Consider the following 16,455-nt stretch of genomic DNA (forward strand, 5'->3'; position numbering starts at 1 on the left):
GCGCACTCGTTCGACGCGGGGACATGCTGCTGGGGCGGGCTGGGGAGGCCCGCCCTCCCGACGGACGGCGCCTCACCCGCGCGCCCCTCCCGCCCCAAGCGCCTCAAGGAGAACGACCATGGCCTCTAGGCCCCTGAAGGCAGTGCTCACCGTCGCGGCGGCAGCGGCCTTCTCACTGACCGCCGCGCCCGCGCAGGCAGACGACCTGGACCCGTCCGTCTGGACGGAGCTGTCCCACACGTACGGGGCCACCGGCGCGTACGCCTACGAGCCGTACGCCGTCGCCGACGGCTTCGCCCCCACGGCCTGCGCGCCCGGCACGGGCTACCGCTACGTCAACCAGGCGAACGTCGGGCAGACCGACGCGGAGAAGCCCGCGGCGCTCCTCTACGAGGACGGCCCGTACGGGCGCAGGCTCATCGGGGTGGAGTGGGTCGTGAAGGCGGAGTCGGGTGCCGCCGCTCCGGCGATGTTCGGTCAGACGTTCCAGCAGCCGGTCGAGCTGCCGGAGGTGGGCTCCAGCTACACGCTGCGTGCCTGGATCTACAAGACGAACCCCGGCGGTCTCTTCAGCCCCACGCACGCCGATGTGACGTGCTCGGCGGACTCGGACTCGGACGCGGACGCGGACGCGGACGCTGACTCGATCCCGGACCTTGACCTGGACCTGGGCCTGATCCCGGACCTGGACGACCTGATCCCGGACCTGAACCTGGATGTGTGACCGCATGCGACGCGGCCTGGTTCGCCAGGTCCAGGAAGTACTGCGGCGCGACACCGAGGACCAGCGTGACCGCCACACCGACCCCGATCGCCGTCATCGTCAGCGGCGACGGCACGGCGACCGTCGGCCCCTCCGGACGCGGCTCGCTGAAGAACATCAGCACGATCACCCGGATGTAGAAGAACGCGGCGATGGCCGACGAGATCACACCGACCACGACGAGCGGCGCCGCGCCCCCCTCCGCCGCCGCCTTGAACACGGCGAACTTCCCGGCGAAGCCGGAGGTCAGCGGGATACCGGCGAAGGCCAGCAGGAACACCGCGAAGACGGCCGCCACCAGCGGCGAACGCCGGCCCAGCCCCGCCCACTTGGACAGGTGCGTGGCCTCGCCGCCGGCGTCGCGGACCAGGGTGACCACGGCGAACGCGCCGATCGTCACGAACGAGTACGCGGCCAGGTAGAAGAGGACCGACGACACCCCGTCCGGTGTGGTCGCGATGACACCGGCGAGGATGAACCCGGCGTGCGCGATCGACGAGTACGCGAGGAGCCGCTTGATGTCGGTCTGTGTGATCGCGACGATGGCGCCGCCGAGCATGGTGACGATCGCGACGGCCCACATGACCGGCCGCCAGTCCCAGCGCAGGCCCGGCAGGACGACGTACAGGATCCTCAGCAGCGCGCCGAAGGCGGCCACCTTGGTCGCCGCCGCCATGAAGCCGGTGACGGGGGTCGGCGCGCCCTGGTAGACGTCCGGGGTCCACATGTGGAAGGGCACCGCGCCGACCTTGAACAGCAGACCCATGACGATCATCGCGGCGCCGATCAGCAGCAGCGCGTCGTTGCCCATGGTGTCGGCGAGCGCCGGGTCCACGGTGCCGATGGTGCCGTCGACGACCTGCGCGATGGTGCCGTAGGACACCGAGCCCGCGTAGCCGTAGAGCAGCGCGATGCCGAACAGGGTGAACGCGGAGGCGAACGCGCCGAGCAGGAAGTACTTGACCGCGGCCTCCTGCGACATGAGCCGCTTGCGGCGGGCCAGCGCGCACATCAGGTACAGCGGGAGGGAGAAGACCTCCAGGGCCACGAACAGCGTCAGCAGGTCGTTGGCGGCCGGGAAGATCAGCATGCCGGCGACGGCGAACAGCAGCAGCGGGAACACCTCGGTGGTGGTGAACCCGGCCTTCACGGCCGCCTTCTCGCTGTCGCTGCCCGGCACCGAGGCGGCCTGCGCGGCGAACGAGTCGACGCGGTTGCCGTGTGCCTCGGGGTCGAGCCGCCGCTCGGCGAAGGTGAACAGGCCGACCAGGGCCGCGAGCAGGATGGTGCCCTGGAGGAACAGGGCCGGTCCGTCGACGGCGATCGCGCCCATGGCCGCGATGCCCGCCTTGGTGGTGGCGTACCCGTCGGCGGCCAGGGCGACGACCGCCGCGAAGGCGGCGCACAGGGCCACCACGGACACGAAGAGCTGGGCGTAGTAACGGGACTTGCGCGGGACGAAGGCCTCGACGAGGACTCCGATGATCGCCGCGCCCACGACGATCAGGGTGGGCGACAACTGCCCGTATTCGATCTTCGGCGCGTCGATCTTGGAGATCGGGTCGGCCGCGGTTGTCCACAGGCTGTGGACGGCTACTGCGCTCACTTGGCCGCCTCCACCTCGGGCTTGGGGTCCTTCTTGTGCACGTCGGACATGGTCGACTTCACCGCCGGGTTCACGATGTCCGTGACCGGCTTCGGATAGACGCCCAGGAAGATCAGCAGGACGACCAGCGGGGCCACGACCACCAGCTCCCGCATCCGCAGGTCGGGCATCGCCGAGACCTCCGGCTTCACCGGGCCCGTCATCGTCCGCTGGTAGAGGACGAGGGTGTAGAGCGCAGCGAGCACGATGCCGAAGGTGGCGATGATGCCGATCACCGGGTAGCGCGCGAACGTGCCGACCAGGACCAGGAACTCGCTGACGAAGGGCGCGAGCCCGGGCAGCGAGAGAGTCGCCAGACCGCCGATCAGGAAGGTGCCGGCGAGCACCGGGGCGACCTTCTGGACCCCGCCGTAGTCGGCGATGAGCCGCGAGCCGCGCCGCGAGATCAGGAAGCCGGCCACCAGCATCAGCGCGGCCGTCGAGATCCCGTGGTTGACCATGTAGAGCGTCGCGCCGGACTGGCCCTGGCTGGTCATCGCGAAGATGCCCATGATGATGAAGCCGAAGTGGGAGATCGACGCGTACGCCACCAGGCGCTTGATGTCGCGCTGCCCGACCGCGAGCAGCGCCCCGTAGATGATGCTGATCACCGCCAGGACGAGGATCGCGGGCGTCGCCCACTTGCTGGCCTCCGGGAAGAGCTGGAGGCAGAAGCGGAGCATGGCGAAGGTGCCCACCTTGTCGACGACCGCGGTGATGAGGACGGCGACCGGGGCGGTGGCCTCCCCCATCGCGTTGGGCAGCCAGGTGTGCAGCGGCCACAGGGGCGCCTTCACCGCGAAGGCGAAGAAGAACCCGAGGAACAGCCAGCGTTCGGTGTTGGTCGCCATGTCGAGCGAGCCGTTGGCCCGCGCCTCGGCGATCTCCTGGAGGCTGAAGTTCCCGGCGACGACGTAGAGGCCGATGACCGCGGCCAGCATGATCAGGCCGCCGACCAGGTTGTACAGGAGGAACTTCACGGCGGCGTACGAGCGTTGGGCCGCCGCGTTCTCGTCGGAGCCCGCGTGGGCCCGGTCCCCGAAGCCACCGATGAGAAAGTACATCGGGATGAGCATGGCTTCGAAGAAGATGTAGAAGAGGAAGACGTCGGTGGCCTCGAAGGAGATGATCACCATCGCCTCGACGGCCAGGATCAGGGCGAAGAAGCCCTGCGTCGGCCGCCACCGCCTGCTTCCGGTCTCCAGCGGGTCGGCGTCGTGCCAGCCCGCGAGGACGATGAACGGGATCAGCAGGGCGGTCAGCGCGATGAGCGCGACCGCGATGCCGTCCACGCCGAGTTCGTAGCGGACCCCGAAGTCCGCGATCCAGGCGTGGGACTCGGTGAGCTGGTAGCGGTCGCCGTCCGGGTCGAAGCGGACCAGGACGGTGATCGCGAGGGCGAGGGTGGCGAGCGAGACGAGCAGCGCCAGCCATTTGGCGGCGGTGCGCCGCGCGGCCGGCACGGCGGCCGTGGCGACCGCCCCGAGTGCCGGGAGCACCGCCGTCGCTGTCAGCAGAGGAAAGGACATCGGTATCAGACCGCCCTCATCAGCAGGGTCGCGGCGACGAGGATCGCCGCGCCGCCGAACATCGAGACCGCGTACGACCGCGCGAAGCCGTTCTGGAGCTTGCGCATCCGTCCGGAGAGGCCGCCGACCGAGGCGGCGGTGCCGTTGACGACTCCGTCGACCAGGGTGTGGTCGACGTAGACCAGGGACCGCGTCAGGTGCTCCCCGCCGCGGACCAGGACGACGTGGTTGAAGTCGTCCTGGAGCAGGTCGCGCCGGGCGGCCCGGGTGAGCAGCGACCCGCGCGGGGCGACGGCCGGGACCGGGCGCCTGCCGTACTGGAGCCAGGCGATGGCGACGCCGACGACCATCACGGTCACCGTGGCCGCCGTGACGGTGGCGGCGCCGATCGGCGCGTGTCCGTGGTCGTGGCCGGTGACGGGCTCCAGCCAGTTGAGGAACCGGTCGCCGATGCTGAACAGGCCGCCCGCGAAGACCGATCCGAAGGCCAGCACGATCATGGGGATCGTCATGGACCTCGGGGACTCGTGCGGGTGCGGTTCGGCGTGCTCGCCGTGGTGCTCGGCCGCCGGCTCCGCGCTCGGGGCCTCCGGGGAACGGGTGGGCTGGTTCTTCCAGCGCTCCTCCCCGAAGAACGTCATCAGCATCACGCGCGTCATGTAGAAGGCGGTGATGGCCGCGCCCAGCAGGGCGCAGGCGCCGAGGATCCAGCCCTCGGTCCCGCCCTTGGCGAAGGCCGCCTCGATGATCTTGTCCTTGGAGAAGAAGCCGGACAGGCCCGGGAAGCCGATGATGGCGAGGTAGCCGAGGCCGAACGTCACGAAGGTGACCGGCATGTACTTCCGGAGGCCGCCGTACTTGCGCATGTCGACCTCGTCGTTCATGCCGTGCATGACCGAACCGGCGCCGAGGAAGAGCCCGGCCTTGAAGAAGCCGTGCGTCACCAGGTGCATGATCGCGAAGACGTAGCCGATGGGGCCGAGGCCCGCGGCGAGGACCATGTAGCCGATCTGCGACATGGTCGAGCCGGCCAGCGCCTTCTTGATGTCGTCCTTCGCGCAACCGACGATCGCACCGAACAGGAGCGTGACCGCGCCGACGATGGTGACGACCAGTTGGGCGTCCGGGGCGAGGTTGAAGATGTTGGCGGAGCGGACGATCAGGTAGACGCCCGCGGTCACCATCGTGGCCGCGTGGATGAGGGCCGAGACGGGGGTCGGGCCCTCCATGGCGTCCCCGAGCCAGGACTGGAGCGGCACCTGGGCGGACTTGCCGCAGGCCGCGAGCAGCAGCATCAGGGCGATGCCGGTCAGCGTGGCCTCTCCGGCGTCGCTCACCGCGCCCGGCTCCTCGTGGCTGCCGAGGACCGGGCCGAAGGCGAAGGTGCCGAAGGTGGTGAACATCAGCATGATCGCGATCGACAGGCCCACGTCGCCGACGCGGTTGACCAGGAAGGCCTTCTTCGCCGCGGTGGCCGCGCTGGGCTTGTGCTGCCAGAAACCGATCAGCAGGTAGGAGGCGAGACCGACGCCCTCCCAGCCGACGTACAGCAGGAGGTAGTTGTCGGCGAGGACGAGCAGCAGCATCGCCGCGAGGAACAGGTTCAGATAGCCGAAGAAGCGGCGGCGCCGCTCGTCGTGCTCCATGTACCCGATCGAGTACAGGTGGATCAGCGAGCCGACGCCGGTGATCAGCAGCACGAACGTCATCGACAGCTGGTCGAGGCGGAAGGCGACGTCCGCCTGGAAGCCCTCGACCGGCACCCAGCTGAACAGGTGCTGGGTGAGCGTGCGGTGCTCGGCGTCCTTGCCGAGCAGGTCGGCGAAGAGGATGGCGCCGAACACGAAGGAGGCGCCGGCGAGCAGGGTGCCGATCCAGTGGCCGACGGCGTCCAGCCGCCGGCCGCCGGTCAGCAGGACCGCCGCTCCGAGCAGGGGCGCCGCGATGAGCAGCGCAATCAGGTTGTCCACGATTCAGCGACCCCTTACAGCTTCATCAGGCTGGCGTCGTCGACCGAGGCCGAGTGGCGGGAACGGAACAGCGACACGATGATCGCGAGACCGACCACGACCTCCGCGGCGGCGACGACCATCGTGAAGAAGGCGATGATCTGGCCGTCGAGGTTGCCGTGCATCCGGGAGAAGGCGACGAACGCGAGGTTGCAGGCGTTGAGCATGAGCTCGATGCACATGAACACCACGATGGCGTTGCGCCTGATCAGCACGCCGGTGGCGCCGATCGTGAACAAAAGGGCGGCGAGGTAGAGGTAGTTGACCGGGTTCACTTCGACGCCTCCCTCTTGAAGGTGGCCGGTTCGATCTCGGTCCGCTCCAGGCGTTCCTCCGCGCGCTGCTCCAGCGCCTTGAGGTCGTTGAGCGCCTCGGCGGACACGTCACGGATCTGGCCGCGCTCGCGCAGGGTCTTGCTGACCGTGAGCTCGGACGGGGTGCCGTCGGGCAGCAGGCCCGCGATGTCCACCGCGTTGTGCCGGGCGTAGACGCCGGGGGCGGGCAGCGGCGGGACGTGCTTGCCCTCGCGGACCCGCTTCTCGGCCAGCTCGCGCTGGGTCAGGGCCCGTTCGGTGCGCTCGCGGTGGGTGAGCACCATGGCGCCGACGGCGGCCGTGATCAGCAGGGCGCCGGTGATCTCGAAGGCGAAGACGTACTTGGTGAAGATGAGGGTCGCCAGCCCCTCCACGTTGCCACCGGAGTTGGCCTGGGTGAGGCCGTTGAACTGGTGCAGGGAGGCGTTGCCGATGCCGGCGAACAGCAGGATGCCGAAGCCGAGTCCGCACAGCAGGGCCAGCCAGCGCTGGCCCCTGATGGTCTCCTTGAGGGAGTCCGCCGCGGTGACGCCGACGAGCATGACGACGAACAGGAACAGCATCATGATCGCGCCGGTGTAGACGACGATCTGGACGACGCCGAGGAAGTAGGCGCCGTTGGCGAGGTAGAACACCGCCAGGATGATCATGGTGCCGGCGAGACAGAGCGCGCTGTGCACGGCCTTCCGCATGAAGACGGTGCACAGGGCGCCGATCACGGCGACGGTGCCGAGGACCCAGAACTGGAAGGCCTCGCCGGTGGAGGTGTCGGCGGCCAGAGTCGCCGTGGCGGCGAGCTGGAGAGGTGCGGTCATCGCCCGATCACCTTCTCCGAGGCCGGTTCGTCCTCGCCGAAGGTGGAGTCGGCCTCCTGGACCTCCTCGCCCTTGGAGACCGCGACCTGGGGCACGGTGCCGGGCGCGGCCTCGGTCACCAGGCCCCGGTAGTAGTCCTGCTCGTCGGTGCCGGGGTAGATCGCGTGGGGCGAGTCGACCATGCCCTCTTCGAGGCCGGCGAGCAGTTGTTCCTTGGTGTAGATGAGGTTGGCGCGGCTGCTGTCGGCCAGCTCGAACTCGTTGGTCATCGTCAGCGCGCGCGTGGGGCACGCCTCGATGCACAGCCCGCACAGGATGCAGCGGGCGTAGTTGATCTGGTAGACGCGGCCGTACCGCTCGCCGGGCGAGTAGCGCTCCTCGTCGGTGTTGTCGGCGCCCTCCACGTAGATGGCGTCGGCGGGGCAGGCCCAGGCGCACAGCTCGCAGCCGACGCACTTCTCCAGGCCGTCCGGATGGCGGTTGAGCTGGTGCCGTCCGTGGAACCGCGGAGCGGTGGTCTTCTGCTGCTCCGGGTACTGCTCCGTCAGCCGCTTCTTGAACATGGCCTTGAAGGTCACGCCGAAGCCGGCGACGGGGTTCATGAAGCCGGGCTTCAACTGCTCGGTCTCCTTGGGCTCCTCAGCCATCGGACGCCTCCTTTCCATCCAGAGATCCGTCACTCTGAGTATCGGGCCCGCCACTGACAATCAGCTCCCGCTCCTGGCGCGAGCGGCGCCTGGGCACCGGCGGCAACTGCTGTCCGGGCAGCGGCGGGACGGGGAATCCGCCCGCCGTGGGGTCGAAGGCGGCCGGCTCCTCGGCGGGCTGCGCCGCGGCCTTCGACTTCTCGCGGAACATGTCGGCGACGAAGGAGAGCAGCAGCAGGACCAGGACTCCGCCGCCGACGTACAGGGCGATGTCGGCGAAGTCGTAGTTCTCGTTGCGCAGGGTCCGCACGGTCGCGACGAGCATCAGCCAGACCACGGAGACCGGGATGAGGACCTTCCAGCCGAGCTTCATCAGCTGGTCGTAGCGGACGCGCGGGAGCGTGCCGCGCAGCCAGATGAAGAAGAACAGCAGCAGCTGCACCTTGATCACGAACCAGAGGAGCGGCCACCAGCCGTGGTTGGCGCCCTCCCAGAAGGTGCTGACGGGCCAGGGGGCCCGCCAGCCGCCGAGGAAGAGCGTGGTCGTCACGGCCGAGACCGTCACCATGTTCACGTACTCGGCGAGCATGAACATCGCGAACTTGATCGACGAGTACTCGGTGTTGAAGCCGCCGACCAGGTCGCCCTCGGACTCCGGCATGTCGAAGGGGGCGCGGTTGGTCTCGCCGACCATGGTGACGACGTAGATGATGAAGGAGACCGGCAGCAGGATGATGTACCAGCGGTCCTGCTGGGCCTCGACGATCGCCGAGGTGGACATCGACCCGGAGTAGAGGAACACCGAGGCGAACGCGGCGCCCATGGCGATCTCGTACGAGATCATCTGGGCGCAGGAGCGCAGGCCGCCGAGGAGCGGGTACGTCGACCCGGAGCTCCAGCCCGCGAGGACGATGCCGTAGATGCCGACCGAGGCGACCGCGAGGATGTAGAGCATCGCGATCGGCAGGTCGGTGAGCTGCATCGCGGTGCGGTGGCCGAAGATCGAGATCTCGTTGCCGGACGGGCCGAAGGGGATCACCGCGATCGCCATGAAGGCCGGGATGGCCGCGACGATCGGCGCGAGGACGTAGACGACCTTGTCGGCGCGCTTGACGATGACGTCTTCCTTCAGCATCAGCTTGATGCCGTCGGCGAGCGACTGGAGCATGCCCCAGGGGCCGTGCCGGTTGGGGCCGATGCGCAGCTGCATCCAGGCGACGACCTTGCGCTCCCACACGATGGAGAACAGCACGGTCACCATCAGGAACGCGAAGCAGAAGACGGCCTTGACGACGACGAGCCACCACGGGTCGGTGCCGAACATCGAGAGGTCTTCCGCGGCGGTGTACGGGCTCATGCCTCCACCTCCTTGGGGGCTTCGGCTGCGAGCGTCGCCGGGCCGATGTGGACGAGGGAGCCGGGCCGCGCCCCGGTGTCGGAGGCGACGCCCCCGCCGGTGGAGTTCAGCGGGAGCCAGACCACGCGGTCGGGCATCTCGGTGATCTGCAGCGGCAGTTCGACGACTCCGGTCTTGCCGGTGACGGCGAGGAGGTCGCCTTCCTTGACGCCCACCTCGGCGGCCGTCGCGGCCGACACACGCGCGTGTGCCGCGTGCCGGGTCCCGGCGAGCGCCTCGTCGCCCTGCTGGAGCAGGCCCTGGTCGAGCAGCAGCCGGTGTCCGGCCAGGACGGCCTCTCCGGCGGCGGGCCGCGGCAACTGGGCCCCGGTCTCGAAGGGTTCGGTGCCGCGCGGTCCGTCCCAGGGGCCGAGCCGGTCGATCTCCGCGCGCGTGGTGCGCAGATCCGGCAGGCCCAGGTGCACGTCCATGGCGTCGGCCAGCATCTGGAGCACCCGTGCGTCGGTGGGCGCGAGGCGGCGGGTCATCTGGTCGGGCTTGAGAGCGGCCTCGAAGAAGCGCACCCTGCCCTCCCAGTTGAGGAAGGTGCCGGCCTTCTCGGCGACCGCGGCCACCGGCAGGACGACGTCCGCGTGCTCGGTAACCTCGCCGGGCCGCAGCTCCAGCGACACCACGAACCCGACCTCCTGGAGCGCCTCACGCGCGCGTGCCGGGTCGGGCAGGTCGGCGATCTCGACGCCCGCGACCACCAGGGCCTGGAGCTCGCCGGACACCGCGGCCTCGACGATCTGCCCGGTGTCGCGGCCGTAGCGGTGCGGGAGTTCGGCCACGCCCCAGACGGAGGCGACCTCCTCACGCGCGCGCGGGTCGGTGGCCGGACGCCCGCCCGGCAGGAGCGACGGCAGCGCGCCCGCCTCGACGGCACCACGTTCTCCGGCCCGCCGCGGGATCCACACGAGCTGCGCGCCGGTCGCGGAGGCGGCCCGTACGGCGGCGGTGAGGCCCCCGGCCACGGCGGCCAGCCGCTCGCCGACGACGATCACCGCGCCCGCGGTGCGCAGCGCCTCGGCGGCCCTGCTGCCGTCGTCCTCCAGGCCGACCCCGCCGGCCAGTGCGTCCAGCCACTCGGTCTCGGTGCCGGGGGCGGCCGGCAGCAGGACGCCACCCGCCTTCTCCAGGCCGCGGGTCGCGTGGGTGGCGAGCGAGAAGACCTTCTGGCCGTGCTTGCGCCAGGCCTTGCGCAGCCTCAGGAAGACGCCGGGCGCCTCCTCCTCGGCCTCGAACCCGACCAGCAGGACCGCCGGCGCCTTCTCCAGCGCGGCGTACGTGACGCCCGTACCGTCGAGGTCACGGCCGTGGCCCGCGACCCGCGCGGCCAGGAAGTCGGCCTCCTCGCTGCTGTGCACGCGCGCGCGGAAGTCGATGTCGTTGGTGTCGAGCGCCACGCGCGCGAACTTGCTGTACGCGTAGGCGTCCTCGACGGTGAGGCGGCCGCCGGTGAGGACGCCGGCCCGGCCGCGGGAGGCGAGCAGGCCCTGGGCCGCGATCTGGAGCGCCTCCGGCCAGGACGCCGGCACCAGCTCGCCCTCGGGGTTGCGGACCAGCGGGTGCTCCAGCCGGTCCCGCTGCTGCGCGTACCGGAACGCGAAGCGCCCCTTGTCGCAGATCCACTCCTCGTTGACCTCGGGGTCGTTGGCCGCGAGCTTGCGCATGACCTTGCCGCGCCGGTGGTCGGTGCGGGTGGCGCAGCCCCCGGAACAGTGCTCGCACACGCTCGGGGAGGACACCAGGTCGAAGGGGCGGGAGCGGAACCGGTACGCCGCCGAGGTGAGCGCGCCGACCGGGCAGATCTGGATGGTGTTGCCGGAGAAGTACGACTCGAAGGGGTCGCCCTCGCCGGTGCCGACCTGCTGGAGCGCGCCCCGCTCGATCAGCTCGATCATGGGGTCGCCCGCGACCTGGTTGGAGAAGCGGGTGCAGCGGGCGCACAGCACGCACCGCTCGCGGTCGAGCAGCACCTGGGTGGAGATCGGGACGGGCTTCTCGTAGGTCCGCTTCTTGCCCTCGAAGCGGGACTCGGCCTGCCCGTGGGACATGGCCTGGTTCTGCAGGGGGCACTCGCCGCCCTTGTCGCAGACCGGGCAGTCCAGCGGGTGGTTGATGAGGAGGAGCTCCATCACACCGTGCTGGGCCTTCTCGGCGACCGGCGAGGTGAGGTGGGTCTTCACCACCATCCCGTCGGTGCAGGTGATGGTGCAGGAGGCCATCGGCTTGCGCTGGCCCTCGACCTCGACGATGCACTGGCGGCAGGCGCCGGCCGGGTCGAGGAGGGGGTGGTCGCAGAACCGGGGGATCTCGATGCCGAGCTGTTCGGCGGCCCGGATGACCAGGGTGCCCTTGGGCACGCTGATCTCGGCGCCGTCGATCGTCAGCGAGACGAGATCCTCCGGCGGGACCGCCGCCTCTCCCCCACCGGAGGAGCGTTGGCCCGCGGCGGAGCCGCTATCAGACTGCTGTACGGTCATGCGTTCACCTCCGTGCGGGAGTCGGCCCAGGCCGTCGACTTGGCCGGGTCGAAGGGGCAGCCGCGGCCCGTGATGTGCTGCTCGTACTCCTCGCGGAAGTACTTCAGCGAGGAGAAGATCGGCGAGGCGGCGCCGTCGCCGAGGGCGCAGAACGACTTGCCGTTGATGTTGTCGGCGATGTCGTTGAGCTTGTCGAGGTCGGACATGACGCCCTTGCCGGCCTCGATGTCGCGCAGCAACTGCACGAGCCAGTACGTGCCCTCGCGGCAGGGCGTGCACTTGCCGCAGGACTCGTGGGCGTAGAACTCGGTCCAGCGGGTCACGGCGCGGACCACGCAGGTCGTCTCGTCGAAGCACTGGAGCGCCTTGGTGCCGAGCATGGAGCCGGCGGCGCCGACGCCCTCGTAGTCGAGGGGGACGTCGAGGTGCTCGTCGGTGAACATCGGCGTGGAGGAGCCGCCCGGCGTCCAGAACTTCAGCCGGTGGCCGGGCCGCATGCCGCCGCTCATCTCCAGGAGCTGGCGCAGCGTGATGCCGAGCGGGGCCTCGAACTGGCCGGGGTTGGCGACATGGCCGCTGAGCGAGTAGAGCGTGAAGCCCGGGGACTTCTCGCTGCCCATCGACCTGAACCAGTCCTTGCCCTTCTGGAGGATCGCGGGAACCGACGCGATCGACTCCACGTTGTTCACAACAGTCGGGCAGGCGTAGAGGCCCGCGACCGCGGGGAAGGGGGGACGGAGCCGCGGTTGGCCACGGCGGCCTTCGAGCGAGTCGAGCAGTGCGGTCTCCTCACCGCAGATGTACGCCCCGGCCCCGGCGTGCACGGTGATGTCGAGATCGAGGCCGCTGCCCAGGATGTTCTGTCCGAGGTAGCCGGCCGCGTAGGCCTCGCTCACGGCCGAGTGCAGCCTCCGCAGCACGGGGACGACTTCACCGCGGAGATAGATGAAGGCGTGCGAGGACCTGATGGCGTAACACGCGATGATCATGCCCTCGATGAGGCTGTGCGGGTTCGCGAAGAGGAGCGGGATGTCCTTGCAGGTCCCGGGTTCCGATTCGTCGGCGTTGACAACCAGATAGTGCGGTTTTCCATCTCCCTGGGGAATGAACTGCCATTTCATTCCGGTGGGGAACCCGGCGCCGCCGCGGCCGCGCAGACCGGAGTCCTTGACGTACGCGATCAGGTCGTCCGGCGACATCGCGAGCGCCTTGCGGAGTCCCTCGTAGCCCTCGTGCCTCTTGTAGACGTCCAGCGTCCAGGACTTGTCCTCGTCCCAGAAGGCCGACAGCACGGGTGCGAGCAGCTTCTCGGGGCTGGTGTCTTTCAGTTCGGGTGCCAAGGTCATCACTCCCCCTCCTCGGCGGCGGGCCCGGCCGGATGGGCCGGGTCGGAGGCCGACGTGTCCTGCGGCGCGTCGTGCGAGCTCAGGTGCTCCGACGGGGACGGCTCGTGGGCGGCCCCGTCCTGCGGTGCGCCGTCGCGGTCCTGCGGTGCTCCCTCGCGCGGGTGGACCACACGTGCGGGTGCGGCCTCTCCCCTGGCCAGGCGGAGGCCCACCAGCGAGGCGGGGCCGGCCCCGCCGCTCGCCTCGACGGCACCGGGCCGCTCGTCGGGGAAGCCGGCGAGGATCCGCGCGGTCTCCTTGAAGGTGCACATCGGCGCCCCGCGCGTGGGCTCGACCGGGCGCCCCGCGCGCAGGTCGTCGACGAGCCGCTTGGCGGTGTCCGGGGTCTGGTTGTCGAAGAACTCCCAGTTGACCATCACGACCGGCGCGAAGTCGCAGGCCGCGTTGCACTCGATGTGCTCCAGGGTGACCTTGCCGTCGTCGGTGGTCTCGCCGTTGCCGACGCCCAGGTGCTCCTGGAGCTCGGAGAAGATCGCGTCGCCGCCCATGACCGCGCACAGCGTGTTGGTGCAGACGCCGACCTGGTAGTCACCGGAGGGCTTGCGCCGGTACATGGTGTAGAAGGTGGCCACCGCGGTGACCTCGGCCGTGGTCAGCTCCAGCACGTCGGCGCAGAACTGCATGCCGGTGCGCGTGACGTGCCCCTCCTCCGACTGCACGAGGTGCAGCAACGGCAGGAGCGCCGAGCGGGAGTCCGGGTAGCGGGCGATGATCTCGCGCGCGTCCGCCTCCAGCCGGGCTCGGACGTCGTCCGGGTAAGCGGGTGCGGGCAGTTCGGGCATGCCCAGGCTGACGCCCCGCTCGGAAGAACTGGTGGTCACCGGTCGACGCCTCCCATCACGGGGTCGATGGACGCGACAGCGACGATGACGTCGGCGACCTGGCCGCCCTCGCACATCGCCGCCATGGCCTGAAGGTTGGTGAAGGACGGGTCGCGGAAGTGGACCCGGAAGGGGCGGGTGCCGCCGTCGGACACGGCGTGCACGCCGAGTTCGCCCTTGGGCGACTCGACGGCCGCGTACGCCTGTCCCGGCGGCACGCGGAAGCCCTCGGTGACCAGCTTGAAGTGGTGGATCAGGGCCTCCATGGAGGTGCCCATGATCTTCTTGATGTGGTCGAGGGAGTTGCCGAGCCCGTCGGGTCCCAGCGCGAGCTGGGCGGGCCAGGCGATCTTCTTGTCGGCGACCATGACCGGGCCGGGCTGGAGCCGGTCCAGGCACTGCTCGACGATCCTGAGCGACTGGCGCATCTCCTCCAGGCGGATCAGGAAGCGCCCGTAGGAGTCGCAGGTGTCGGCGGTCGGCACGTCGAACTCGTAGGTGTCGTAGCCGCAGTAGGGCTGGGCCTTGCGCAGGTCGTGCGGCAGGCCGGTGGAGCGCAGGATGGGGCCGGTGGCGCCGAGGGCCATGCAGCCGGCGAGGTCCAGGTAGCCGACGTCCTGCATACGGGCCTTGAAGATGGGGTTCCCGGTGGCGAGCTTGTCGTACTCCGGGAGGTTCTTCTTCATCTTCTTCACGAACTCGCGGATGTGGTCCACCGCGCCGGGCGGCAGGTCCTGGGCGAGTCCGCCGGGGCGGATGTACGCGTGGTTCATCCGCAGGCCCGTGATGAGCTCGTAGATGTCGAGAATCATTTCACGATCACGGAATCCGTAGATCATGATCGTGGTGGCGCCGAGTTCCATGCCGCCGGTGGCGATGCACACCAGGTGCGAGGAGAGCCGGTTGAGCTCCATGAGGAGCACCCGGATGATCTCGGCCCGGTCGGGGATCTGGTCCTCGATGCCGAGGAGCTTCTCGACGGCGAGGCAGTAGGCGGTCTCGTTGAAGAAGGACGTCAGGTAGTCCATGCGCGTCACGAACGTGGTGCCCTGCGTCCACGTGCGGAACTCGAGGTTCTTCTCGATGCCGGTGTGGAGGTAGCCGATGCCGCAGCGGGCCTCGGTGACCGTCTCGCCGTCGATCTCCAGGATCAGACGGAGCACTCCGTGGGTGGAGGGGTGCTGGGGGCCCATGTTGAGGACGATGCGCTCGTCGTCGGCGCGGGCCGCGGCCTGGACGATCTCGTCCCAGTCGCCGCCGGTGACCGTGTAGACGGTGCCCTCGGTGGTCTCGCGCGCCGAGGCGGACGCGTGCTGCGTGCTCATGAGTACGACCTCCGCTGGTCCGGAGCCGGGATCTGGGCGCCCTTGTACTCGACGGGGATGCCGCCGAGGGGATAGTCCTTGCGCTGCGGATGGCCCTGCCAGTCGTCCGGCATCATGATCCGCGTCAGGGCCGGGTGACCGTCGAAGACGATCCCGAAGAAGTCGTAGGTCTCGCGCTCGTGCCAGTCGTTGGTCGGGTACACCGAGACCAGGGACGGGATGTGCGGGTCGGCGTCCGGGGCGCTGACCTCCAGGCGGATCAGCCGGTTGTGGGTGATCGAGCGCAGGTGGTAGACGGCGTGCAGCTCGCGGCCCTTGTCGTGGGGGTAGTGGACCCCGCTGACGCCGGTGCAGAGCTCGAAGCGCAGGGCGGGGTCGTCGCGCAGGGTGCGCGCGACGCGCGGCAGGTGTTCGCGCTCGATGTGGAAGGTGATCTCGCCGCGGTCGACGACCGTCTTGTCGATGGCGTTGTCGGGGAGCAGCCCCTGCTCCTCCAGGGCGCCCTCCAGTTCGTCGGCGACCTCGTCGAACCAGCCGCCGTAGGGGCGGGCCGCCGGTCCCGGGAGGCGGATCGAGCGGACCAGCCCGCCGTAACCGGTGGTGTCGCCGCCCTTGTCGGCGCCGAACATGCCGCGCTGGACGCGGATCTCCTCACCGCCCTCGCCGCGCCGACCGGGGAGGTTGGAGCCGCTGAGCTCCTTCTCCGGGTTGGCTCCGTTGGTGCCGTTCGCGTCGCTCACCGCAGCAGCCCCTTCATCTCGATCGTGGGCAGGGCCTTGAGCGCCGCCTCCTCCGCCTCGCGGGCGGCTTCCTCGGCGTTCACGCCGAGCTTGGAGGACTGGATCTTCTGGTGGAGCTTGAGAATCGCGTCCATCAGCATCTCCGGCCGTGGCGGGCAGCCGGGCAGATAGATGTCGACCGGGACGATGTGGTCGACGCCCTGCACGATCGCGTAGTTGTTGAACATGCCGCCCGAGGAGGCGCAGACCCCCATGGAGATGACCCACTTCGGGTTCGGCATCTGGTCGTAGACCTGCCGGAGCACCGGCGCCATCTTCTGGCTGACCCGGCCGGCGACGATCATGAGGTCCGCCTGGCGGGGTGAGCCGCGGAAGACCTCCATGCCGAAGCGGGCCAGGTCGTAGCGTCCGGCGCCGGTGGTCATCATCTCGATGGCACAGCAGGCCAGGCCGAAGGTGGCCGGGAAGACGGACGCCTTGCGCACCCAGCCCGCGGCCTGCTCGACGGTGGTCAGCAGGAAGCCGCTCGGCAGTTTTTCTTCGAGTCCCATGAGTTAAA

The 16,455-nt window shown here is 69.7% G+C and carries 13 protein-coding genes and 1 pseudogene; 1 reads left to right on the plus strand and 13 read right to left on the minus strand.

Features of this window, described 5'->3' with window-relative positions; translation table 11 throughout:
- Window positions 1–118: 118 nt before the first annotated feature.
- Window positions 119–724 carry a hypothetical protein gene (locus AOJ26_RS24840; RefSeq protein ID WP_053850566.1) on the plus strand — a complete coding sequence of 202 codons (606 nt, stop codon included), beginning with the start codon at window positions 119–121 and terminating at the stop codon, window positions 722–724.
- A 13-nt stretch (window positions 725–737) separates the two neighbouring features.
- Here the strand turns inward: AOJ26_RS24840 and nuoN are convergent.
- From nuoN to AOJ26_RS24905, 13 genes and pseudogenes are all read right to left on the minus strand, one after another.
- Window positions 738–2,369: pseudogene (gene nuoN / locus AOJ26_RS24845) on the minus strand (NADH-quinone oxidoreductase subunit NuoN); the annotation flags it as partial.
- Complete coding sequence (locus AOJ26_RS24850) at window positions 2,366–3,937, minus strand: NADH-quinone oxidoreductase subunit M (RefSeq protein WP_053850567.1); 1,572 nt, start codon at window positions 3,935–3,937, stop codon at window positions 2,366–2,368. The pseudogene nuoN and the gene AOJ26_RS24850, both read right to left, overlap by 4 nt.
- Window positions 3,938–3,942: 5 nt before the next feature.
- A complete protein-coding gene (gene nuoL, locus AOJ26_RS24855) occupies window positions 3,943–5,907 on the minus strand; it encodes an NADH-quinone oxidoreductase subunit L (RefSeq protein ID WP_053850568.1) in 1,965 nt (654 codons plus the stop codon).
- Between the two features lie 14 nt (window positions 5,908–5,921).
- Window positions 5,922–6,221 carry an NADH-quinone oxidoreductase subunit NuoK gene (gene nuoK / locus AOJ26_RS24860; protein WP_003974374.1) on the minus strand — a complete coding sequence of 100 codons (300 nt, stop codon included), beginning with the start codon at window positions 6,219–6,221 and terminating at the stop codon, window positions 5,922–5,924.
- A complete protein-coding gene (locus tag AOJ26_RS24865) occupies window positions 6,218–7,075 on the minus strand; it encodes an NADH-quinone oxidoreductase subunit J (RefSeq protein WP_053850569.1) in 858 nt (285 codons plus the stop codon). Before AOJ26_RS24865 ends, nuoK begins: the two co-directional genes overlap by 4 nt.
- On the minus strand, window positions 7,072–7,722 hold the full coding sequence (gene nuoI / locus AOJ26_RS24870; RefSeq protein ID WP_053850570.1) for an NADH-quinone oxidoreductase subunit NuoI: 651 nt from the start codon (window positions 7,720–7,722) through the stop codon (window positions 7,072–7,074). The genes AOJ26_RS24865 and nuoI overlap by 4 nt, the downstream gene beginning before the upstream one ends.
- Window positions 7,715–9,079, minus strand: a complete 1,365-nt coding sequence (nuoH, locus tag AOJ26_RS24875) for an NADH-quinone oxidoreductase subunit NuoH (protein WP_053850571.1) — start codon at window positions 9,077–9,079, stop codon at window positions 7,715–7,717. Before nuoH ends, nuoI begins: the two co-directional genes overlap by 8 nt.
- The gene (locus AOJ26_RS24880; protein WP_053850572.1) at window positions 9,076–11,604 is read right to left on the minus strand and encodes an NADH-quinone oxidoreductase subunit G; all 2,529 of its coding nucleotides are present in this window, start codon (window positions 11,602–11,604) and stop codon (window positions 9,076–9,078) included. The genes nuoH and AOJ26_RS24880 overlap by 4 nt, the downstream gene beginning before the upstream one ends.
- Window positions 11,601–12,950 carry an NADH-quinone oxidoreductase subunit NuoF gene (gene nuoF, locus AOJ26_RS24885; protein ID WP_053850573.1) on the minus strand — a complete coding sequence of 450 codons (1,350 nt, stop codon included), beginning with the start codon at window positions 12,948–12,950 and terminating at the stop codon, window positions 11,601–11,603. Before nuoF ends, AOJ26_RS24880 begins: the two co-directional genes overlap by 4 nt.
- On the minus strand, window positions 12,950–13,831 hold the full coding sequence (gene nuoE, locus AOJ26_RS24890; protein ID WP_053850574.1) for an NADH-quinone oxidoreductase subunit NuoE: 882 nt from the start codon (window positions 13,829–13,831) through the stop codon (window positions 12,950–12,952). The genes nuoF and nuoE overlap by 1 nt, the downstream gene beginning before the upstream one ends.
- A complete protein-coding gene (locus AOJ26_RS24895) occupies window positions 13,828–15,156 on the minus strand; it encodes an NADH-quinone oxidoreductase subunit D (RefSeq protein WP_053850575.1) in 1,329 nt (442 codons plus the stop codon). Before AOJ26_RS24895 ends, nuoE begins: the two co-directional genes overlap by 4 nt.
- Complete coding sequence (locus AOJ26_RS24900) at window positions 15,153–15,896, minus strand: NADH-quinone oxidoreductase subunit C (protein WP_053850576.1); 744 nt, start codon at window positions 15,894–15,896, stop codon at window positions 15,153–15,155. The genes AOJ26_RS24895 and AOJ26_RS24900 overlap by 4 nt, the downstream gene beginning before the upstream one ends.
- Window positions 15,893–16,447: a NuoB/complex I 20 kDa subunit family protein gene (locus AOJ26_RS24905; protein WP_007383964.1), complete on the minus strand. Its 555-nt coding sequence runs from the start codon at window positions 16,445–16,447 to the stop codon at window positions 15,893–15,895. Before AOJ26_RS24905 ends, AOJ26_RS24900 begins: the two co-directional genes overlap by 4 nt.
- Window positions 16,448–16,455: the final 8 nt, after the last annotated feature.

Source organism: Streptomyces sp. NRRL B-24085, assembly GCF_001282115.1.
Taxonomy (GTDB): domain Bacteria; phylum Actinomycetota; class Actinomycetes; order Streptomycetales; family Streptomycetaceae; genus Streptomyces.

Excerpts from the sequence above, each read along its gene's own strand:
- AOJ26_RS24880 (WP_053850572.1), bottom strand. The coding sequence starts at position 11,604 with ATGACCGTACAGCAGTCTGATAGCGGCTCCGCCGCGGGCCAACGCTCC.
- nuoH (WP_053850571.1), bottom strand. The coding sequence starts at position 9,079 with ATGAGCCCGTACACCGCCGCGGAAGACCTCTCGATGTTCGGCACCGAC.
- nuoF (WP_053850573.1), bottom strand. The coding sequence starts at position 12,950 with ATGACCTTGGCACCCGAACTGAAAGACACCAGCCCCGAGAAGCTGCTC.
- AOJ26_RS24905 (WP_007383964.1), bottom strand. The coding sequence starts at position 16,447 with ATGGGACTCGAAGAAAAACTGCCGAGCGGCTTCCTGCTGACCACCGTC.
- AOJ26_RS24850 (WP_053850567.1), bottom strand. The coding sequence starts at position 3,937 with ATGTCCTTTCCTCTGCTGACAGCGACGGCGGTGCTCCCGGCACTCGGG.
- AOJ26_RS24895 (WP_053850575.1), bottom strand. The coding sequence starts at position 15,156 with ATGAGCACGCAGCACGCGTCCGCCTCGGCGCGCGAGACCACCGAGGGC.
- nuoI (WP_053850570.1), bottom strand. The coding sequence starts at position 7,722 with ATGGCTGAGGAGCCCAAGGAGACCGAGCAGTTGAAGCCCGGCTTCATG.
- AOJ26_RS24840 (WP_053850566.1), top strand. The coding sequence starts at position 119 with ATGGCCTCTAGGCCCCTGAAGGCAGTGCTCACCGTCGCGGCGGCAGCG.
- AOJ26_RS24865 (WP_053850569.1), bottom strand. The coding sequence starts at position 7,075 with ATGACCGCACCTCTCCAGCTCGCCGCCACGGCGACTCTGGCCGCCGAC.